This window comes from Streptomyces sp. NPDC052396, assembly GCF_044593195.1.
Classification (GTDB): domain Bacteria; phylum Actinomycetota; class Actinomycetes; order Streptomycetales; family Streptomycetaceae; genus Streptomyces.
Genome location: NZ_JBIUAW010000014.1, coordinates 62477 through 81061 on the forward strand (window position 1 = coordinate 62477; position 18585 = coordinate 81061).

General features: G+C 70.4%; 17 protein-coding genes. 11 read left to right on the plus strand and 6 right to left on the minus strand.

Going from position 1 to position 18585, the window contains the following annotated elements:
- Positions 1–27: 27 nt before the first annotated feature.
- Together ACIHFE_RS29295 and ACIHFE_RS29300 are read right to left on the minus strand one after the other, a co-directional pair.
- A complete protein-coding gene (locus ACIHFE_RS29295) occupies positions 28–492 on the minus strand; it encodes a tellurite resistance TerB family protein (RefSeq protein ID WP_400111289.1) in 465 nt (154 codons plus the stop codon).
- 106 nt (positions 493–598) lie between these two features.
- Complete coding sequence (locus ACIHFE_RS29300) at positions 599–1633, minus strand: rod shape-determining protein (protein WP_400111291.1); 1035 nt, start codon at positions 1631–1633, stop codon at positions 599–601.
- 574 nt (positions 1634–2207) lie between these two features.
- On the opposite strand from ACIHFE_RS29300, the gene ACIHFE_RS29305 reads away from it, so the two are divergent.
- A complete protein-coding gene (locus ACIHFE_RS29305; protein ID WP_400111293.1) occupies positions 2208–2447 on the plus strand; it encodes a DUF397 domain-containing protein in 240 nt (79 codons plus the stop codon).
- A gap of 30 nt (positions 2448–2477) precedes the next feature.
- Here the strand turns inward: ACIHFE_RS29305 and ACIHFE_RS29310 are convergent, their stop codons facing one another.
- On the minus strand, positions 2478–2966 hold the full coding sequence (locus ACIHFE_RS29310) for an ATP-binding protein (protein ID WP_400111295.1): 489 nt from the start codon (positions 2964–2966) through the stop codon (positions 2478–2480).
- A gap of 321 nt (positions 2967–3287) precedes the next feature.
- Here ACIHFE_RS29310 and ACIHFE_RS29315 point away from each other — a divergent pair, with 321 nt between their 5' ends.
- The gene (locus ACIHFE_RS29315) at positions 3288–4151 is read left to right on the plus strand and encodes a helix-turn-helix domain-containing protein (protein ID WP_400111297.1); all 864 of its coding nucleotides are present in this window, start codon (positions 3288–3290) and stop codon (positions 4149–4151) included.
- A gap of 83 nt (positions 4152–4234) precedes the next feature.
- Positions 4235–5701: an aldehyde dehydrogenase family protein gene (locus ACIHFE_RS29320; protein ID WP_400111298.1), complete on the plus strand. Its 1467-nt coding sequence runs from the start codon at positions 4235–4237 to the stop codon at positions 5699–5701.
- 66 nt (positions 5702–5767) lie between these two features.
- Here the strand turns inward: ACIHFE_RS29320 and ACIHFE_RS29325 are convergent, their stop codons facing one another.
- A complete protein-coding gene (locus tag ACIHFE_RS29325; RefSeq protein WP_400111300.1) occupies positions 5768–7183 on the minus strand; it encodes a glutamate decarboxylase in 1416 nt (471 codons plus the stop codon).
- 116 nt (positions 7184–7299) lie between these two features.
- Positions 7300–7665 (minus strand): YbjQ family protein, encoded by a 366-nt coding sequence (locus ACIHFE_RS29330; RefSeq protein WP_400111302.1) that lies wholly within the window; start codon positions 7663–7665, stop codon positions 7300–7302.
- Positions 7666–7886: 221 nt separating this feature from the next.
- Between ACIHFE_RS29330 and ACIHFE_RS29335 the strand changes: the two genes are divergently transcribed.
- Both ACIHFE_RS29335 and ACIHFE_RS29340 read left to right on the plus strand, forming a co-directional pair.
- On the plus strand, positions 7887–8606 hold the full coding sequence (locus ACIHFE_RS29335; RefSeq protein WP_400111304.1) for a DedA family protein: 720 nt from the start codon (positions 7887–7889) through the stop codon (positions 8604–8606).
- An 87-nt stretch (positions 8607–8693) separates the two neighbouring features.
- Positions 8694–10391 (plus strand): threonine/serine exporter family protein, encoded by a 1698-nt coding sequence (locus ACIHFE_RS29340; RefSeq protein ID WP_400111306.1) that lies wholly within the window; start codon positions 8694–8696, stop codon positions 10389–10391.
- A gap of 36 nt (positions 10392–10427) precedes the next feature.
- On the opposite strand, the gene ACIHFE_RS29345 is transcribed toward ACIHFE_RS29340, so the two are convergent.
- The gene (locus ACIHFE_RS29345) at positions 10428–10925 is read right to left on the minus strand and encodes an inorganic diphosphatase (RefSeq protein ID WP_400111308.1); all 498 of its coding nucleotides are present in this window, start codon (positions 10923–10925) and stop codon (positions 10428–10430) included.
- Positions 10926–11017: 92 nt separating this feature from the next.
- Between ACIHFE_RS29345 and dacB the strand changes: the two genes are divergently transcribed.
- The 6 genes from dacB to folE all read left to right on the plus strand — a co-directional run bounded on the left by dacB (position 11018) and on the right by folE (position 18542).
- Entirely contained in the window at positions 11018–12451 is a 1434-nt protein-coding gene (gene dacB, locus ACIHFE_RS29350; protein ID WP_400111310.1) for a D-alanyl-D-alanine carboxypeptidase/D-alanyl-D-alanine-endopeptidase, read from the plus strand.
- Between the two features lie 42 nt (positions 12452–12493).
- Entirely contained in the window at positions 12494–13624 is a 1131-nt protein-coding gene (locus ACIHFE_RS29355) for a zinc-dependent metalloprotease (RefSeq protein ID WP_400111311.1), read from the plus strand.
- A gap of 202 nt (positions 13625–13826) precedes the next feature.
- A complete protein-coding gene (gene tilS / locus ACIHFE_RS29360; RefSeq protein ID WP_400111312.1) occupies positions 13827–14888 on the plus strand; it encodes a tRNA lysidine(34) synthetase TilS in 1062 nt (353 codons plus the stop codon).
- 109 nt (positions 14889–14997) lie between these two features.
- Entirely contained in the window at positions 14998–15537 is a 540-nt protein-coding gene (hpt, locus tag ACIHFE_RS29365) for a hypoxanthine phosphoribosyltransferase (protein ID WP_109283502.1), read from the plus strand.
- 251 nt (positions 15538–15788) lie between these two features.
- A complete protein-coding gene (ftsH, locus tag ACIHFE_RS29370; protein ID WP_400111314.1) occupies positions 15789–17795 on the plus strand; it encodes an ATP-dependent zinc metalloprotease FtsH in 2007 nt (668 codons plus the stop codon).
- Between the two features lie 141 nt (positions 17796–17936).
- A complete protein-coding gene (gene folE / locus ACIHFE_RS29375) occupies positions 17937–18542 on the plus strand; it encodes a GTP cyclohydrolase I FolE (RefSeq protein WP_400111316.1) in 606 nt (201 codons plus the stop codon).
- The last annotated feature ends 43 nt before the right edge of the window (positions 18543–18585 follow it).

Below are 18585 nucleotides of genomic sequence, written 5' to 3' on the forward strand. Positions count from 1 at the left end.
CGCATGAGCGCAGCCGTCCCGCGCCCCTTACGGGCGCTGGACGTCGAACTCGGCCGGGTCGATGCCCACCGCGAAGCACGCCTCGCGCACCACGGCCCGCTCGTCCTTGTCGAAGTCCCCGTCGGCGCCGCCGATGACAATGCCTATCTGGATGACCGCCCGCGCCTCGGTGGGCTTCTTGTGCACCTTGCCGATGGTCTGCAGCAGGCTGACCTTGCCGAAGGCGTAATCCACGGTCAGCTTGTGGCAGTAGCCGGTGAAGCGGGCGTGCAGATCGTCCGCCGGGAAGTTCTGCAGCACCTCATTGGTGGCGATCAGCGAGGCCACCCGCTGCCGCTCGGCCGCGTCCACCGAACCGTCCGCGGCCGCCACCAGGGCGCACATCGCCATGCTCGCATCGCGGAACGCCCCGCTCTTGAGGTCGTTCTTCTTCGCGATCAGCTGGCCCTGCATCGTCGTGGCCGATTCCTTGAGCCGGTCCCAGAGCGCCATGTGCCTGTCTTCTCCTTGAGAAACCTGGAAGAGTCGTGCACAGGGTGAACCGACCGGACCGTAAAGAAGTTCCCAAGGGAGCGTCAGTAAATGGTCTGCCGGCCGCTCAGCCGGTCTCCACCGGGTTCAGGGCCCATGGCCGCACCCGGCCCTCCATCATGGCGCCCAGCCCCAGCACCGAGCAGTGCTCCGGGTTGTCCGCGATGCGCACCACCATCCCGGTGGCGGTCTCGATCAGCGTGTCCAGCCCCGGCATCAGCGCACTGCCGCCGGCCAGCGTCACGCCCCGTACCCCCAGGTCGGCCACCAGGTCCGGCGGACAGTCACGCAGCACCCGGCCCATGGCGTCCAGCACCGCGGTCAGCGGGGTGCGGATGGCGTCCCGGACATGGGCGGTGCTCACCAGCACGGTGCGGGACAGCCCGGTGGCGATGTCCCGGCCGCGCACCTCGGTCTCCGCGCCGGCGCCCGAGCGGTCCGCCCGCAGCGCCATATGCAGCGGATAGAGCCCCTGGGTGGGCAGCATCAGCTCATGCTCGCTGCGCAGGTGCTGGATCACCGCGTAGTCCACCGCGTCCCCGCCCACCTGCACCTTCTCCGCGGCCACGATGGAGCCCAGGGAGAGCACGGCCACCTGGGTGGAGGCCGCGCCGCACACCACGATCATGGTCGCCTCGGGCTGCTCCACCGGCAGGTCACAGCCCACCGCGGCCGCCACCAGGGTGTCCACCAGCTCCACCCGGCGGGCGCCCAGCCCGGTCAGGGTCTCCACCGAGGCGCGCTGGGCGATCGGCTCGGCGTCATGCGGTACGCACACCGCGGCCCGCAGCAGCGGCCGGCGCCGCCAGGCGCGGCGGATCTTGTCGCTGATCAGGAAGCGGAGCATCCGCTGGGCCATGTCGATGTCCACCACCGTGCCGCCGGAGATCGGCCGCGCCACCCGGATGTGCGCGGGCGTGCGCCCGGCCATGGCGGCGGCCGGATGGCCGACCGCGATCAGCGAGCCGGTCCTGGTGTTGACCGCCGCGATGCTCGGCTCATCCACGATCAGCCCGGTGTCCCGCAGGTAGATACGGGTCCGGGACGCCCCGAGGTCGAAGGCGACGGTGCAGCGGCTCAGCTGTTGGAGGCTGAGGGACATCGAAGATCCTTCCCTGGGGCCGGCGGATGGCAGGGTGAGGCTGCCGTCCGGCGGCCCTTGCCGCCATCGTGCGCGGACCGGGACGCCACCGCGCGCCGGGCTGCGCCGCCCGGGGGAGCGTGGACGGGGACCGGCACCCCCGTAGCCGGTCTCCGTCCACGCCCAGGAGTCTGCCAGGAGGGTCTGACAACGCCCGCCGCCCAGGGCGTGCGGCGTCCACTACGGTGTATAGGCGTCCGGGTATAGCTGTCCGGAGCGGAAGCGGGGAAGCGAATCCGCGGCCAGGGCGGCCGGTATTCCCGGAAAACGGTCTTGGGGCCGCCCCGGGTGACATTCCGGCCCGTTTTCGAGAATGCCGGGTGACGGCACCCGAGGCCCGTTCCGTCACCCGGTTCCATGCCGTGCATCGCGCCGCAGGGACAACGCCGTTGTAGCGGTGGGAACACCGAACGTGCACGTGCATCCGGTCATGCAGGAGCACATGAAGCAGCGTTATGATCCGGGGAAACGAAGGAAGTTGGCATCCCTGGATACGTGATCGGGGATGCGCCCTGCGACGATCCGGGAGAGTCCAGTGTCCCAGGTGTACAACGGCATGGTCGCATCGGGCATCCCGGATGCCGTCTGGCGCAAGAGCCGCCACTCCAACTCCCAGGGCGCTTGCGTGGAGTTCGCGAAGTTGCCGGGTGGCGGGGTTGCCGTACGCAACTCCCGCCACCCGGATGGCCCCGCTCTCATCTACACCCCCGCGGAGATCGAGGCCATGTTGTCGGGGATCAAAGACGGCGAATTCGACTATCTGATAGCCGAATAGCCGTGATCCCCCAGCTGTTCCGTTCCGCCACTATTCGCGTGGCAGCCGGAACAGCGCCCAGACGACTTTGCCATGCAGTGCTCCCGCCAGTGGATGCCAGCCCCAGGCGTCGCTGAAGGATTCCACCAGCATCAGCCCCCGGCCGCGCTCGTCGTCGGCGCCCGCCGCCCCCGTGGCCGGGCTGTCCTCGCTGGGGTCGCGTACCGCGCACACCAGCCGGGAGGACCAGCGCATCAGATGCAGACGTATCGGCGACTCATGCCCCTCGTCGAGGGGGCCGGACGGCAGCGCGTAGCGCATGGAGTTGGTCACCAACTCCGAGACCACCAGCGACACATCGTCGAAGAGATGCTGAACTCCCCACTGTTGCAAGGTGGTTCTGGTGAACGAACGCGCCGTTCGCACCGCTTCGAACCGGGGTGGCAGGGCGCAGAAGGCGGAGTCGGACACCGCGGATGCGTCGCTCCCGGGCAGCCCTCGCCAGACCGGGGAGAGCACAGTCGATCCTTCGGTACCCATCCGAGGCACTCCTGCAATCGTGGACGTGACAGTGCACGTGTGCGAGCCCCATGGTTCCCAATGCCTACGCCGGATGCAAGGGCAGATGCACGTGCACGAGAGGGATTTGGGGGCGCACAGGGGGGTTGGCGGCAATTCTTCCTACGTCCTGTGCGGTAGTGCTCCCCCGGCGCTACCGTCCATGGCCGGTATCGGTAACCGCATGTGCACTCAACGACGCGGAAAGATGGCAGACTTCGGCGCCAGAGGCTGCGGGGGTCGCCTCCGGAAGGGTCGGCACGGTCTACACCGGGAACAGGACCGGAAGGAAGGGTCGCAGAGATGACCACGAGCGAGTCGAGCGGTTCCGTGGTTCGCCGCATACTTCTTGGCTCACAGCTCAGGAGGCTGCGCGAGTCGCGGGGCATCACACGGGAAGCGGCCGGCTACTCGATCCGTGCGTCCGAATCGAAGATCAGCCGCATGGAACTGGGGCGGGTGAGCTTCAAGACGCGTGATGTGGAGGATCTGCTGACCCTCTACGGAATCACCGTCGAGTCCGAGCGCGAGGCGCTGCTGGGTCTGGCCCGGGAGGCCAACATCGCGGGCTGGTGGCACAGTTATGGCGACGTCCTGCCCAGCTGGTTCCAGACCTATGTCGGCCTGGAGGGCGCCGCCTCCCATATCGGCATCTATGAGGTGCAGTTCGTCCATGGGCTGCTGCAGACCGAGAACTACGCCCATGCGGTGGTGGTGCGCGGCCAGCCCGGGGCGGAGCGGGCGGAGATCGAGCGCCGGGTCTCGCTGCGCATGGAGCGGCAGAAGCTGCTGTTCTCCGAGCGGGCGCCGGCCTTCCACGCGGTGCTGGACGAGGCCGCGCTGCACCGCCCCTATGGCGGACCGGCCGTGATGCGCGGCCAGTTGCAGCACCTGGTCGACCTGTCCGAACAGCCCAATGTGACGCTCCAGGTGATGCCCTTCGAGCATGGCGGCCACTCGGGCGAGAGCGGCGCCTTCACGGTGCTGCGCTTCCCGGAGTCGGACCTGCCCGATGTGGTCTATGTGGAGCAGCTCACCGGGGCCCTCTATCTGGACAAGGCCGAGGAAGTCGCGCAGTACGAACGGGCGATGGACCGGCTGCGCACCGACAGCCTCAGCCCCCGGCGCACCCGGGATCTCATCAACTGCTTGCTTCAACAAGCCTGATACATAAGTACGATGACGCCCAATCAGGAAGTCTGGAACCGTGCGGACCGATGAGGCCCCGCACTCTCCGACAGGGATGGTGCATGTCGTACTCCTCCTACTTCAGCGATCTGGCCTGCCAGTACATCGACGGTGAGTGGCGTGCCGGGACCGGCTCTTGGGACATCGTCGACTTCAACCCCTATGACGGGGAGAAGCTCACCTCCATCACCGTGGCCGGCGCCGACGAGGTCGACCAGGCCTACCGCGCCGCCGAGCGGGCCCAGCGGGTGTGGGGAGGCACCAACCCGTACACCCGGCGGCTGGTCTTCGAGCGGGCGATACGCGTCATCGAGGAGCGGGAGAAGGAGCTGGCCGAGGCCATCATCGCCGAGTGCGGCGGCACCGCCGTCAAGGCCGCCTTCGAACTCCACCTGTCCCGCGAGTTCCTGCGCGAGGCCATCCACCTGGCGCTGCGCGCCGAGGGGCGAATCCTGCCCTCGCCGGACGACACCAAGGAGAACCGGCTCTACCGGGTGCCGGTGGGTGTGGTCGGGGTGGTCAGCCCGTTCAACTTCCCGTTCCTGCTGTCGCTGAAGCCGGTGGCCGCGGCACTGGCGCTGGGCAACGCGGTGGTGCTCAAGCCGCACCAGAACACGCCGGTCTGCGGCGGCACCCTGGTGGCCAAGGTGCTGGAGGAGGCGGGGCTGCCGGGCGGGGTGCTCAATGTGGTGGTGACCGATATCGCGGAGATCGGCGACGCGCTGATCGAGCACCCGGTGCCCAAGGTCATCTCCTTCACCGGCTCCGACAAGACCGGCCGCCATGTGGCCACCGTGGCCGCCCGGCACTTCAAGCGGACGGTGCTGGAACTGGGCGGCAACAGCGCGCTGGTGGTGCTGGACGACGCGGACGTGGACTACGCGGTGGACGCGGCGGTTTTCAGCCGGTTCATCCACCAGGGGCAGGCGTGTATGGCGGCCAACCGGCTGCTGGTGCACCGGTCGCTGGTGGCGGAGTTCACCGAGAAGTTCGTCGCCCGGGTCAAGGCGCTGCGGGTGGGTGACCCCGCCGACCCGGCCACCGAGGTCGGCCCGCTGATCAACGGCAGCCAGGCGGAGTCCATCACCGCCATCGTGGACCAGGCCGTCGCCGAGGGCGCCACCGCGCTGCTGCGCGGCCGGACCATGGGCACCCTGGTGGAGCCGTCCGTGCTCACCGACCTCCCCGCCAACGCCACCGCGCTCCGCCAGGAGATCTTCGGCCCGGTCGCCCTGATCATCCCCTTCGACGAGGAGGACGAGGCGGTACGCATCGCCAATGACACCCCCTTCGGGCTGAGCGGCTCGGTGCACACCGCCGACACCGAGCGCGGCGTGCGGTTCGCCAAGCGGGTGGACGCCGGGATGTTCCATGTCAACGACGGCACCATCCACGACGAACCGATCGTGCCCTTCGGCGGGGAGAAGCACTCGGGGGTGGGGCGGCTGAACGGGGACGCGATGGTGGAGGCGTTCACCAGCTGCAAGTGGATCTCGATCCAGCACGGGCGGAGCAGATTCCCGTTCTGAGCGGATTCCGGGCGGACGCGTTCACGAGGGGCGGCCCCCGGGAGGGGGCCGCCCCCGCGTTCGGTGTCAGTGGTGGAAGGCGGTGTCCATCGCCTCCGGACGGTCCAACGGGGCCTGCTGGCGCCGTAGTTCGGGCAGCAGCGAGGTCAGGTCGTCCATGAAGAGGTCGGCCAGGTCGAGGGTGAAGCCGTTGCGGCAGACGATCCGCAGCACCGAGAGGTCCTCGCGGTTGGGCGGGAAGGTGTAGGCGGGCACCAGCCAGCCGCGTTCCCGCAGCCGCCGGGAGACATCGAAGACGGTGTAGTTCTCGATGCCCCCGGCCGTGGTGAAGGCGAACACCGGCAGCTGGTCGCCATGGGTCAGCAGCCTGAAGTCGCCCAGTTCACCGATGCGTTGGGCCAGGGTGACGGCCACATCGCGGGAGGTCTGCTGGACGGCGCGGAAGCCCTCCCGGCCCAGCCGGACAAAGGTGTAGTACTGGGCGGCCACCTGGGCACCCGGCCGGGAGAAGTTGAGGGCGAAGGTGGGCATGTCCCCGCCCAAGTAGTTGACGCGGAAGACCAGTTCCTCGGGGAGCGCCGCCCGGTCCCGCCACAGCGCCCAGCCGACGCCGGGGTAGACCAGGCCGTACTTGTGCCCGGAGGTGTTGATGGAGGCGACCCGGGGGAGCCGGAAGTCCCACCGCAGGTCCTCGTCCAGGAAAGGCGCGATCATCGCGCCGGAGGCGCCGTCCACATGGACCGGGATGTTCAGACCGGTGCGCTCCTGGAGCTCGTCCAGGGCGGTGCACACCTCGGCCACCGGCTCATAGGACCCGTCGAAGGTGGAGCCCAGCACCGTCACCACGCCAATGGTGTTCTCGTCGCAGAGCGCGGCGGCCGCGCCGGGATCCAGGTGGTAGCGCTCGCCCTCCATGGGCACCTGGCGCGCCTCCACCTCCCAGAAGTTGCAGAACTTCTCCCAGCAGACCTGGACATTGGCGCCCATCACCAGGTTGGGGCGGGCGGTGGCGGAGGGGTAGCGGTCGGCGTTGGCCCGGGCCCAGCGCCGTTTGAGCGCCATGCCGGCCAGCATGCAGGCCTCGCTGGAGCCGGTGGTGGAACAGCCGATGGCGGCGGCCGGGTCGGGGGCGTTCCACAGGTCGGCGAGCATGCTGACACAGCGCTGCTCCAGCTCGGCGGTGCGCGGGTACTCGTCCTTGTCGACGATGTTCTTGTCCTGGCACTCGGACATCAGCACCCCGGCCTGCGGCTCCATCCAGGTACTGACGAACGTGGCCAGGTTGAGCCGGGAGTTGCCGTCCAGCATCAGCTCGTCGTGCACGAACTGGTAGGCGGCGTGCGGAGTTATGGGCTTCTCGGGGAGGCAGTGGCGCGGCGGTGAGACGACCAGGTCGGCGACGGGGTCGGCTTCGCCGTAGAAGGGATTGAGGGAGTAGCCGCGTTTGGCGGACTGGTCGTGCATGCCCTTGTGCAATGCCATGAGGGGTTGCCTACCACGCGGCGGGACCTGGCATGCGGAACTCGCACCGGACGGGCTGTTCCTGGTACCGGCGGTACCAGGACACCCTGGCGTTCCGGGCAGTGCGGCGTTCCGGCCTACTGCACCGGGGAGATCACCACGGCCGTGCCATAGGCGCAGACCTCGGTGCCGGTGTCCGCGGCCTCGGTGACATCGAAGCGGAACGCCAGCACGGCGTTGGCGCCGCGCGCCCGCGCCTGCTCCACCAGGCGCTCCATGGCCTGGTTGCGGGTCTGCACCAGGGTCTTGGTCAGACCCTTGAGCTCGCCGCCGATCATGGACTTCAGGCCGGCGCCGATCTGGCTGCCGATGTTCCGGGAACGCACGGTGAGGCCGAACACCTCGCCGATCACCCGGTCCACCCGGTAGCCCGGAACGTCATTGGTGGTGACCACCAGCACATCGCTCTGTGCCTGGCCGCCGCCGAAATCATCCATGCTCATCACAGCCACCTCCGTCGTGCGGTACGTCGTTCGAGGGTCCTGACGCGTGCCGGGCCGGCTTGGTTGCGCGGCCCGGTCGCGGCGGCCGCCCGGCCGCCGGGAACGCGGCCCCGATGGAGGGCGTTATACCTTGGGGATGACTTGGGGCCGCACACCCGCCCCCAGCCTGTGCCCCGGGCCTCGCACGAGCCGGTGCCCCTGACCCAGGAGCCCTTTCCTTGATGACGACCCTCGCGGCCGGCCCTACGCAGTGGCTGGACTCGGACTACCTGATCAGCCAGTTCGGTCTGTTCGGCGTGCTGGCCATCGTCTTCGCCGAGTCCGGCCTGCTGATCGGCTTCTTCCTGCCGGGTGACTCCCTGCTGTTCACCACCGGCCTGCTGGTGACCACGGGCAAGCTGCACGGCTACCCGCTGTGGGCGGTGTGCGCCCTGGTGGCGCTGGCGGCGGTGCTGGGCGACCAGGCGGGCTATCTGTTCGGCCGCAAGGTCGGCCCGTCGCTGTTCCGGCGCCCGGACTCCAAGCTGTTCAAGCAGGAGAACGTCGAAAAAGCCCATGAGTTCTTCGAGAAGTACGGGCCCAAGTCCCTGGTGCTGGCCCGCTTTGTGCCGGTGATCCGGACCTTCACCCCGATCATCGCCGGCGTGAGCCGGATGAACTACCGCTCCTTCCTGATCTTCAACGTCATCGGCGGCACCCTGTGGGGCGCCGGGGTGACCCTGCTCGGGGCCGGCCTGGGCAATGTGGCCTTTGTGCGCAAGAACATCGAGCTGATGCTGGTGGCGATCGTGCTGGTCTCGGTGGTCCCGATCGGCATCGAGTTCCTGCGGGCCCGGTCCAAGGCGAAGAAGGCCGGGCCGGCCGCCGGTGGCGGTGCCGGCGGTGCTCCGGGGCAGCTGCCGCAGCAGCGGATGCCGCGCGGCCGGCACGCCCGTCGCTGAGCGTCTCCGGGTAGGTCTCCTGGCACGTCCCAGGAGTTGACCTATTTGTCACCCGCCCCCGCTGGGCAGTCGAACTCCTGATCAGGCATGGTTGTCGTGGCAGGAGCACGGTCAGGGAGCGGCACGGTGGCGGAAGGGCAGCGGGGCCAGGGGCCCGGTCAGGCCGGGGACGGCGGCGAGGACCGCAAGCCCCACTCGGACGAGGCACACAGCGCGTTCACCCCGCCGCTGGGCGTACCGCTGCCGCCCACGCCCTCGCCCGAGGACGAGCACCCCACCTCCGAGTTCGCCCTTCCGGAGGGCGTCGCGGCGGAGCCGCCGGAGAAGCGCGAGGGCTCGGCCTTCAGCACCCCGGCCGGGGTGCAGCCGCCCGCCTACACCCCGCCCTCCGGCATACCCCAGGTCAGCCTGGCCAAGGAGGCGCCCTGGCAGGACCGGATGCGCACCATGCTGCGGATGCCGGTGGGCGAGCGGCCGGCGCCGGAACGGGTGGAGAAGGAGGGCGAGCCCGGGCCCGCCGTACCGCGCGTGCTGGACCTGACCCTGCGCATCGGCGAACTGCTGCTGGCCGGCGGCGAGGGCGCCGAGGATGTGGAAGCGGCCATGTTCGGCGTGGCCCACGCCTATGGCCTGGGCCGTTGCGAGCCCACGGTCACCTTCACCCTGCTGAGCGTCAGCCACCAGCCCTCCGTGGTGGACCCCCCGGTCACCGCCAGCCGCACGGTGCGCCGGCGCGGCACCGACTACACCCGGCTGTCGGCGGTCTTCCGGCTGGTCCATGACATCACCACCCAGGGAGTGACCCTGGAGGAGGCCTACCGCCGGCTCGCCGAGATCCGCCGCAACCGGCACCCCTACCCGGGCTGGGGGCTGACCCTGGCCGCCGGACTGCTGGCCGGCGCGGCCAGCATGCTGGTCGGCGGCGGGGCGGTGGTCTTCGCGGCGGCGGCCGTGGGCGCGGTGCTGGGCGACCGGCTGGCCTGGCTGGCCTCCGGGCGCGGGCTGCCGGAGTTCTACCAGTTCGTGGTGGCGGCGATGCCGCCCGCGGCGATGGGTGTGGCGCTCAGCGCCACCCACGCGGGCGTCCAGGCCTCCGCGGTGATCACCGGTGGCCTGTTCGCGCTGATCCCCGGGCGGGCGCTGGTGGCGGGCGTCCAGGACGGTCTCACCGGCTTCTACATCACCGCCGCCGCCCGGCTGCTGGAGGTCGGCTATCTGATCGTCGGCATCGTCTGCGGGGTGCTGATGATGCTCTATGGCGGTGTGCACATCGGTGGCAAGGCGCTCAACCCGGAGGCGGCGCTGCAGCACCGGGAACGGCCGGTGATCCAGATCGTCGCGGCCGTCCTGCTGTGCCTGGCCTTCGCCGTGCTGCTCCAGCAGGAACGTCACACCCTGCTGGTGGCCGCGCTCAACGGCGGGGTGGCCTGGGTGGTCTACGGGGCGCTGGCGGACACCGCCCGGCTGGACCCGGTGCCCTCCACGGCCATCGCCGCCGGACTGGTCGGCCTGTTCGGGCAGCTGCTCTCGCGCTATCAGCACAGTTCGGCGCTGCCGTATGTCACGGCGGCCATCGGCCCGCTGCTGCCCGGCAGCGCGGTCTACTTCGCGCTGCTCAACTTCGCCCAGAACAACCTGGACGTCGGCATGGCCAGCCTGACCAAGGCGGCCGCCCTGGCCCTGGCCATCGCCATCGGCGTCAACCTGGGCGCGGAGACCGCCCGGATGTTCCTGCGGGCGCCGGGCACCGCCCGGCGCGCCGCCAAACGGACGCGCGGCTTCTGAGCCGTTCAGAGCTCAGAAGCCGCGCTTGAAGGGCACTCAGTGGTGCGCGCCGCCCGCGGCCTCAAGGCGCTTGTACGAGGCCTCGATCTCGGCCTCGGCCTCGGCGCGGCCGACCCACTCGGCACCCTCGACGGACTTGCCGGGCTCCAGGTCCTTGTAGACCTCGAAGAAGTGCTGGATCTCCAGGCGGTCGAACTCGGAGACGTGGTGGATGTCGCGCAGGTGCTCCACCCGCGGGTCGCTGGCGGGGACGCACAGCAGCTTGTCGTCGCCGCCGGCCTCGTCCGTCATCCGGAACATACCCACCGCGCGGCACTTGATCAGGCAGCCGGGGAAGGTGGGCTCATCCAGGATGACCAGGGCGTCCAGCGGGTCGCCGTCCTCGCCGAGGGTGTTCTCGACGAAGCCGTAGTCGGCCGGGTAGCTGGTCGAGGTGAAGAGACGACGGTCCAGACGGATGCGACCGGTCTCGTGGTCCACCTCGTACTTGTTCCGCGAACCCTTCGGGATCTCGATGGTGACGTCGAACTCCACGGGTGGCTCCTCCATGATCAACACATACGTCTGGTGATGCAGTGATTAAGTGTCTCCCACGCGGCGGCGTGGTGGCGAAAGGGGCTGGTCTCATGGTGCCCGAGGTTCTGCGGAGGCCGGTCCTCCGGTGGCGTGGCGCATCTCTGGCGCGGCGCCGGACCGTACGGTTCGTCGCCGTCTCCACGCTGGCCGGCGCGGTGGCGGCGGCCGGCGCGGTAGCGGCCGCCGGGCCGTGGGAGGCGGGCCAGCGCCGGGCCGAGCGCATCCGGTCCGCGGCCCCGCGCCCGGCCGGCGAGCGCCCCGAGGAAGCGCCCGCCGCCGAGCCGGTGCTGGGCGCTCCCGCCGGGCCGCAGGCCACCGCGGCCGGGGTGGCGGCCGTACTCCAGCCGCTGCTGGCGGATCCCGCGCTGGGGCAGCGGCACTCCGCCGTCGTGGTCGACGTGGCCAGCGGCCGGCAGCTGTTCGCCCAGGACGCGGACGGCGCCTACACCCCGGCCTCCACGGTCAAGCTGGCCACCGCCGCCGCCGCGCTGGCCGCGCTGGGCCCGGACCACCGGATCGACACCACGGTGGTGGAGTCGCCCGAGGGCATCGTGCTGGTGGGCGGCGGTGACCCCACGCTCACCGCGCACTCCGGCGGCCCATGGGCCGGCCTGCCCGCGCTGGCCGAGGCCACCGCCCGCGAGCTGAAGGCCCGCGGCGTGGACCACATCAGGCTGGCCTACGACCTCTCGCGCTACACCGGTCCGGTGCTGCACGAGATCGGCCCCAATGACAACCTCGCCCCGGTCACCCCGCTGATGACCGACGAGGGACGGCAGGACGACTCCGACCACGGGCCCGCCGAGCGCGCCGGCGACCCCGCCGCCGAGACGGCCCGCAAGTTCGCCGCCCTGCTGACCGAGCGGGGGGTACGGGTGGACGGCGAGGTCACCGAGGGCCGAGCGGCCGGCGGGGCACGGCGGCTGGCCGCCGTCTCCTCACCGCCGCTGTCCGCGCTGGTCGAGCGGGCGCTGACCAACAGCGACAACGACATCGCCGAGGCGCTGGCCCGGCAGACCGCGCTGGCCGGCGGCCGCCCGGCCGGCTTCGAGGGCGCCGGCCAGGCGGTCACCGCCCGCCTGAGCGCGCTCGGCCTGCCCACCGGGGCCCTGCACCTGGCCGACGGCAGCGGCCTGGACCGCGCCGACCGGGTCTCGGCCGGCTTCCTCGCCCAGCTGCTCGCCCTGGCCGCCGCCCCCGGCCACCCCGAGCTGCGCCCGCTGCTCACCGGCCTGCCGGTGGCGGGCTTCAGCGGCACGCTGCGCGACCGGTACCCGGGAGCGGCGGCCCGCGGCCTGGTCCGCGCCAAGACCGGCACCCTGACCGGCGTCAACACCCTGGCCGGCACCGTGGTCGCGGCGGACGGCCGGCTGCTGGCCTTCGCTTTCCTCGCCGACGGCACCCGGGACGCGGACGCGGCGCAGCGGGCGCTGGACGCGCTGGCCTCCGCGGTCGCCGGATGCGGCTGCTCCAGGGCGGGCTGACGACCCCTCTCCCTCGGGCCGCACAGCACGTACCGTGAAGCCATGACGAGCATCGGTGGTGCGGAGATGGTCGACTGGAAGCTCGCGGTGGCGACCGCGGCCCGGCTGATGCGGCCCGGCCCGGAGGTCACCCGGGACGAGGCCCGGGAGGTCGTCGCGGAGCTCCGGCGGCACGCCAGGTCGTCCGAGGCGCACGTACGGGAGTTCACGCTGATGCGGCCGGCCGCGGCGGCGGGGGAGACGCCGATCCTGGTGGTGGACCGGGTGGGCTGGGTCAAGGCGAACGTGGCGGGGTTCCGGGCCGTGCTCGGGCCGCTGCTGGAGAAGATGCAGAGCCGCCGGGCCGGGGTGCCCGGCGGGGCCGTGCTGGGCGCGGTGGGCGGCAAGGTGACCGGCGTCGAGCTCGGCATGCTGCTGTCCTTCCTGGCCTCCCGGGTGCTCGGCCAGTACGAGACCTTCGCCCCGGCCACCCGCGAGCTGCCCGGCGGCGCGGACGGCGGCGGGCGGCTGCTGCTGGTCGCGCCGAACATCGTGCATGTGGAGCGGGAGCTGGAGGTCGACCCGCACCACTTCCGACTGTGGGTCTGCCTGCACGAGGAGGCCCACCGCACCCAGTTCGCCGCGGTGCCCTGGCTGCGCGACCACCTGGAGGGGGAGATCCAGACCTTCCTGGCCGAGACCGAGGTGGACCCGGCCACCCTGCTGGAGCGCTTCCGGGAGGCGCTCCAGTCGCTGGCGGGCGGGCGGCCGCCGGAGGACGAGCAGGAGCGCGGCGGCCGCAGCATCGTGGAGCTGGTCCAGACGCCCGTCCAGCGCGAGGTGCTGGGGCGGCTGACCGCGGTGATGTCCCTGCTGGAGGGGCACGCGGACTATGTGATGGACGGGGTGGGCCCCCATGTGGTGCCCTCGGTGGCCGAGATCCGGGAGAAGTTCCAGCAGCGCCGGGCCACCGGTGCCGGGCGGCTGGACGCGGCCCTGCGCAAGCTGCTGGGCCTGGACGCCAAGCTGCGGCAGTACCGTGATGGCGAGCGGTTCGTACGGGCCGTGGTCGACGAGGTCGGCATGGCGGGCTTCAACCGGGTCTGGACCTCGCCGAACACGCTGCCGACCAAGGCGGAGATCGCCAAACCCTCGGACTGGGTCGCGCGGGTGCACGGGAAGACGGAGGGGTGAGCGGGTCACGCCCCGAGAAGGAAGAACGCTCCGGTAATCACCCTTCCGAGGGACCGTGTGCCAGGGGTGGGCGTGCGATGCTCGGGTAAAGGCTCGTCTCTGTCACCATCTACGCACACAGAGTGACCGATGATGGTGGCACATCCGGCTCCCCCGATCCTCTGCTCACCCCCTGCCAGCTGGAACGATTGGACACACGGACATGGGTCCACACCCCGCGGTCGCGGCGATACGCCTGGCGGTCCGCCGCGTACTCCACGACGTCCTCACCCTTGCTCCCGACGATCCGGCGACTCCGCTCCCCCCGGCGGCCGCCGCCATCGCTCCCGCGGCCTCCTCGCGGGGAGGCCGCCCCCCGCTTGTGCTGGTCGCCTGTTCCGGCGGCGCCGACTCCATGGCACTGGCCTCCGCCCTCGCCTTCGAGGCCCCCCGGCTCGGCATCCGGGCCGGTGGCATCACCGTCGACCACGGTCTGCAGCAGGGCTCGGACCTGCGGGCCGCCGACGTGGTCAGCCGTCTGACCGCCCTGCACCTCGACCCGGTCGAGGCCGTCACGGTGACCGTGGGCAAGGAGGGCGGCCCGGAAGCCGCCGCCCGTGACGCCCGCTACGCCGCCCTGGACGCCGCCGCCGAGCGGCATGGCGCCGCGGCGATCCTGCTCGGCCACACCCGCGACGACCAGGCGGAGACCGTCCTCCTCGGCCTCGCCCGGGGCTCCGGCACCCGCTCCCTGTCCGGCATGGCGGTGGCCTCCGGCGCCGGCGGCCGCTACCGCCGGCCCTTCCTGGAGCTGGACCGGCAGACGGCCCGTAAGGCGTGCCTGGTCCAGGCGCTGCCGGTGTGGGAGGACCCGCACAACTCCGACCCCGCCTACACCCGCTCCCGGGTCCGCCACGAGGCGCTGCCGGTGCTGGAGAAGGCGCTGGGCAAGGGGGTGGTCGAGGCGCTGGCCCGGACCGCCCAGCTCTCCCGGGACGACGCCGACGCGCTGGACGCCTGGGCGGTGGCCGTGGAGCCCTCGGTGCGCGATGACACCGGAGCCCTGGAGGTCGCCAAGCTCTACGCCCTGCCGCCCGCGGTGCGCCGCCGGGTGCTGCGCCGCGCGGCCATCGAGGCGGGTTCCCCGGCCGGCTCGCTGTTCGCCCGGCACATCGAGGAAGTGGACCGGCTGATCACCGGCTGGCGCGGCCAGCGGGCCATCAACCTGCCCGGGCGGGTCGCGGTCCGGCGGCATGGTGGCAGACTGGTCCTCCGGCAGGGCTGATTCGAACGGGATGTCAACGAGCTCGGCCTGCCTCGTACCGGGCGGATGAGCCTCGGGCGGCCGGATGAGCCTGAATCAAGCGAGAGTGGCGCGGGTGGACGACAAGGACATGGGCACCGACCTGAAGTCGGTGCTCGTCACCAAGGAAGAGATCGACGCGAAGCTGGCCGAGCTGGCCGCGAAGATCGACGCGGAGTACGCGGGCAAGGACCTGCTCATCGTCGGTGTCCTCAAGGGCGCCGTGATGGTGATGGCGGACCTGGCGCGCGCCCTGTCCACCCCCGTCACCATGGACTGGATGGCGGTGTCCTCCTATGGCGCGGGCACCCAGTCCTCCGGTGTGGTCCGGATCCTCAAGGACCTGGACACCGACATCAAGGGCAAGCACGTCCTGATCGTCGAGGACATCATCGACTCCGGCCTGACCCTGTCCTGGCTGCTGTCGAACCTCGGTTCCCGGGAGCCCGCCTCGCTCAACGTGGTGACGCTGCTGCGCAAGCCGGAGGCGGCCAAGGTGGCCATCGACGTCAAGTGGGTCGGCTTCGACATCCCGAATGAGTTCGTGGTGGGCTACGGTCTCGACTTCGCGGAGAAGTACCGCAACCTGCCCTTCGTGGGCACGCTCGCGCCGCACGTCTACGGCGGCTGAGCGGCCGCCCGGGACGGAGCCCGGCCGGGTCACCGGGAACGCTTCCTCGTTTTCCGCCGTTGGAGGAAGGGAAGACGGATTTGTTGACCGTCTGCGGCGTCGTCGGGTGACAATGCTGGGGTACCGTCCGAAGGTCAGTCTTTTCAAGTAATTTCCAAGGTCGAGCAGACCACCGTACGCACAGGCGGCCCGAACCGTGGCAGCCGTGCCTCACTGTGGCAGGAGGGACGGGGCGCCCGCGCCCCGTATGGATGGACGTGAAGCGCTACTTCCGTGGGCCGGTCATGTGGATCGTGCTGGCCGTCCTCGCCGTGGTCGTGTTGATGCAGGTCGTCGGCTCGTCCGGCGGCTACAAGTCGGTGGACACCGGGCAGGTCGTGCAGGCGATCAAGGCCCAGAAGGTGAAGTCGGCCGAGCTGACGACGGGCGACGAGAACAAGATCAAGATCGAGCTGAAGCCCGGCCAGAAGATCAAGGGCAGCAGCAAGGTCCAGGCGAACTACATCGGTGACCAGGGCGTCACCCTGTCCACGCTGCTGCAGAACCAGGTCGACCAGAACAGCAAGGACGTCCTGCCGGACGGCTACAACGTGGCGACCTCGAAGCAGAACCCGTTCGTCGGGGTGCTGCTCTCCCTGCTGCCGTTTGTACTGATCGTCGTGGTCTTCCTGTTCCTGATGAATCAGATGCAGGGCGGCGGCTCCCGGGTGATGAACTTCGGGAAGTCCAAGGCCAAGCTGATCACCAAGGACACCCCCAAGACCACCTTCGCCGATGTGGCCGGCTCCGACGAGGCGGTCGAGGAACTCCACGAGATCAAGGAATTCCTCCAGGAACCCGCCAAGTTCCAGGCCGTCGGCGCCAAGATTCCCAAGGGTGTGCTGCTCTACGGCCCGCCCGGTACGGGCAAGACGCTGCTGGCGCGCGCCGTCGCCGGCGAGGCGGGCGTCCCGTTCTACTCGATCTCCGGCTCCGACTTCGTCGAGATGTTCGTCGGTGTCGGTGCCTCCCGGGTCCGGGATCTGTTCGAGCAGGCCAAGGCCAACGCCCCGGCCATCGTCTTCGTCGACGAGATCGACGCCGTCGGCCGGCACCGCGGTGCGGGCCTCGGCGGCGGTCATGACGAGCGTGAGCAGACCCTCAACCAGCTGCTGGTCGAGATGGACGGCTTCGATGTCAAGGGCGGCGTGATCCTGATCGCCGCCACCAACCGGCCCGACATCCTGGACCCGGCGCTGCTGCGTCCCGGCCGCTTCGACCGGCAGATCGCCGTCGACCGGCCGGACATGCAGGGCCGGCTGGAGATCCTCAAGGTCCACCAGAAGGGCAAGCCGGTCGCCCCGGATGTCGACCTGGCGGCCGTCGCCCGGCGCACCCCCGGCTTCACCGGTGCCGATCTGTCGAACGTGCTGAACGAGGCAGCCCTGCTGACGGCCCGCAGCGACCGGAAGCTGATCGACAACCACATGCTGGACGAGGCGATCGACCGCGTGGTGGCCGGTCCGCAGAAGCGGACCCGGATCATGTCCGACAAGGAGAAGAAGATCACCGCGTACCACGAGGGCGGTCACGCCCTGGTCGCGGCGGCTTCCCCCAACTCCGACCCGGTGCACAAGATCACCATCCTGTCCCGGGGCCGGGCGCTCGGCTACACCATGGTGCTGCCGGACGAGGACAAGTACTCCACCACCCGCAACGAGATGCTCGACCAGCTGGCCTACATGCTGGGCGGCCGGGCGGCCGAGGAACTGGTCTTCCACGACCCGACCACCGGCGCGGCCAACGACATCGAGAAGGCCACCGCCACCGCCCGGGCGATGGTCACCCAGTACGGCATGACCGAGCGCCTCGGCGCGATCAAGTTCGGCTCCGACAACTCCGAGCCCTTCCTGGGCCGTGAGATGTCGCACCAGCGCGACTACTCGGAAGAGGTCGCCGCGCTGGTCGACGAAGAGGTCAAGAAGCTGATCGAGACCGCGCACAACGAGGCCTGGGAGATCCTGGTCGAGAACCGCGACATCCTCGACAACATGGTTCTGGCCCTCCTGGAGAAGGAGACGCTGAACAAGGAGGAGATCGCGGAGATCTTCAAGCACGTGGTCAAGCGCCCGGCCCGTCCGGCGTGGACCGGCTCCTCGCGCCGTACGCCCTCCAGCCGCCCGCCGGTGCTCTCGCCCAAGGAGCTGGCTCCCAGCAGCAACGGTGTGGCCGCCGCCGAGTCGGTGGACCTGCCGGAGGACTCCCGCCCGGAGAGCTGACCGGGCCGGTCGACCTCACAGATGGCGGAATGGATGCCGCGTCACCCAGGTTTTAGCCTTGGGGGCGCGGCATTCGCGCATATGCGCGGGTAAGGCGGCGCCGGACCGGCGCCTGAACGCACGAGAGAACGAGGGAACTTCATGACCGACCCGGTGGCCCTGGAAGCCGAGCACTCCATCGGTGTTTTCGATGAGAAGCGGGCCGAGAACGCGGTCCGCGAACTGCTCATCGCGGTCGGTGAGGACCCTGACCGGGAGGGGCTGCGGGAGACCCCGGCCCGGGTGGCCCGGGCGTACAAGGAGATATTCGCCGGCCTCTGGCAGGAGCCGGAGGACGTGCTGACCACGACCTTCGACCTGGGCCATGACGAGATGGTGCTGGTGCGCGACATCGAGGTGTACAGCACCTGTGAGCACCATCTGGTGCCCTTCCACGGCGTGGCGCACGTGGGCTACATCCCGGCGAGCAATGGGAAGATCACCGGGCTGTCGAAGCTGGCCCGGCTGGTGGACGTCTACGCCCGCCGCCCCCAGGTGCAGGAGCGGCTGACGACGCAGATCGCGGACTCGCTGATGGAGATCCTGGAAGCGCGCGGGGTGGTCGTGGTCGTGGAGTGCGAGCACATGTGCATGTCAATGCGGGGGATCCGGAAGCCCGGTGCCAAAACGCTGACCTCGGCGGTCCGCGGCCAGCTGCGTGACCCCGCCACCCGCGCCGAGGCGATGAGCCTGATCATGGCGCGATAGCGCCCGGAGAAGCGAATGGCCCGCTGTATCAGCGGGCCGTGTG

What these genes read in the sequence shown, in the direction of transcription:
- ACIHFE_RS29295 (WP_400111289.1), bottom strand. Translation starts at nt 492, where the DNA reads ATGGCGCTCTGGGACCGGCTCAAGGAATCGGCCACGACGATGCAGGGC.
- ACIHFE_RS29300 (WP_400111291.1), bottom strand. Translation starts at nt 1,633, where the DNA reads ATGTCCCTCAGCCTCCAACAGCTGAGCCGCTGCACCGTCGCCTTCGAC.
- ACIHFE_RS29310 (WP_400111295.1), bottom strand. Translation starts at nt 2,966, where the DNA reads ATGGGTACCGAAGGATCGACTGTGCTCTCCCCGGTCTGGCGAGGGCTG.
- ACIHFE_RS29315 (WP_400111297.1), top strand. Translation starts at nt 3,288, where the DNA reads ATGACCACGAGCGAGTCGAGCGGTTCCGTGGTTCGCCGCATACTTCTT.
- ACIHFE_RS29320 (WP_400111298.1), top strand. Translation starts at nt 4,235, where the DNA reads ATGTCGTACTCCTCCTACTTCAGCGATCTGGCCTGCCAGTACATCGAC.
- ACIHFE_RS29325 (WP_400111300.1), bottom strand. Translation starts at nt 7,183, where the DNA reads ATGGCATTGCACAAGGGCATGCACGACCAGTCCGCCAAACGCGGCTAC.
- ACIHFE_RS29330 (WP_400111302.1), bottom strand. Translation starts at nt 7,665, where the DNA reads ATGAGCATGGATGATTTCGGCGGCGGCCAGGCACAGAGCGATGTGCTG.
- ACIHFE_RS29335 (WP_400111304.1), top strand. Translation starts at nt 7,887, where the DNA reads ATGACGACCCTCGCGGCCGGCCCTACGCAGTGGCTGGACTCGGACTAC.
- ACIHFE_RS29340 (WP_400111306.1), top strand. Translation starts at nt 8,694, where the DNA reads ATGGTTGTCGTGGCAGGAGCACGGTCAGGGAGCGGCACGGTGGCGGAA.
- dacB (WP_400111310.1), top strand. Translation starts at nt 11,018, where the DNA reads ATGGTGCCCGAGGTTCTGCGGAGGCCGGTCCTCCGGTGGCGTGGCGCA.
- ACIHFE_RS29355 (WP_400111311.1), top strand. Translation starts at nt 12,494, where the DNA reads ATGACGAGCATCGGTGGTGCGGAGATGGTCGACTGGAAGCTCGCGGTG.
- tilS (WP_400111312.1), top strand. Translation starts at nt 13,827, where the DNA reads ATGGGTCCACACCCCGCGGTCGCGGCGATACGCCTGGCGGTCCGCCGC.
- hpt (WP_109283502.1), top strand. Translation starts at nt 14,998, where the DNA reads ATGGGCACCGACCTGAAGTCGGTGCTCGTCACCAAGGAAGAGATCGAC.
- ftsH (WP_400111314.1), top strand. Translation starts at nt 15,789, where the DNA reads ATGGACGTGAAGCGCTACTTCCGTGGGCCGGTCATGTGGATCGTGCTG.
- folE (WP_400111316.1), top strand. Translation starts at nt 17,937, where the DNA reads ATGACCGACCCGGTGGCCCTGGAAGCCGAGCACTCCATCGGTGTTTTC.